The sequence below is a fragment of the Photorhabdus sp. HUG-39 genome, assembly GCF_963878365.1.
Lineage (GTDB): Bacteria > Pseudomonadota > Gammaproteobacteria > Enterobacterales > Enterobacteriaceae > Photorhabdus > Photorhabdus kayaii.
In genome coordinates, this window is record NZ_CAWNWY010000122.1 from 1 (window position 1) to 508 (window position 508).

The 508-nt window shown below is 52.2% G+C and carries 1 pseudogene; it reads right to left on the reverse strand.

The annotated features are described in order from the left end of the window. Positions 1-508, reverse strand: a pseudogene (locus AAC155_RS24320) (type VI secretion system tip protein VgrG); the annotation flags it as partial.

Sequence of the window (508 nt, forward strand, 5' to 3'; positions counted from 1 at the left end):
GCTGGCCCGGTATAAGGTTTGCTTCGGCTTGGGTGTTGCTTCCGGTGAATGCAGTTGCAGATTTTCTTCCGCCGCACTCTGCACAGTCACCGTTCTGCCCAGCGCGTCAGTTTTACCCGGGATGACCTGACCATCGCCGGTGGTAATGGTGTAGGGGACATTCACCAGCGGCTTATCGCTTTGCTCACTGAGCAGGGTATAGCGGGCGGAGTAGTCAAACAGCGCGCCGGCGGATTTCTTGCCGGTGATATGGTCGGTCATGGTGATGCTGACCCCTTCGATACGGATATTGCCCATTGGATCAATGACTATCTGCCCGCCTGCATTCCCAATGATGATTTGCCCGCGTTCAGAGTGCATCGTGATATGTTTACCCACGGTAATTTGCTGGTTATCGGCGACGTTTAATTGATGGTTTTTACCAATGGAAATAGCTTGCTGACCTTTAATGGTTACCGTTTGATTTTGACCGACTTCAAGCGTCTGAAAGCCCTGCACGGCTTCATCA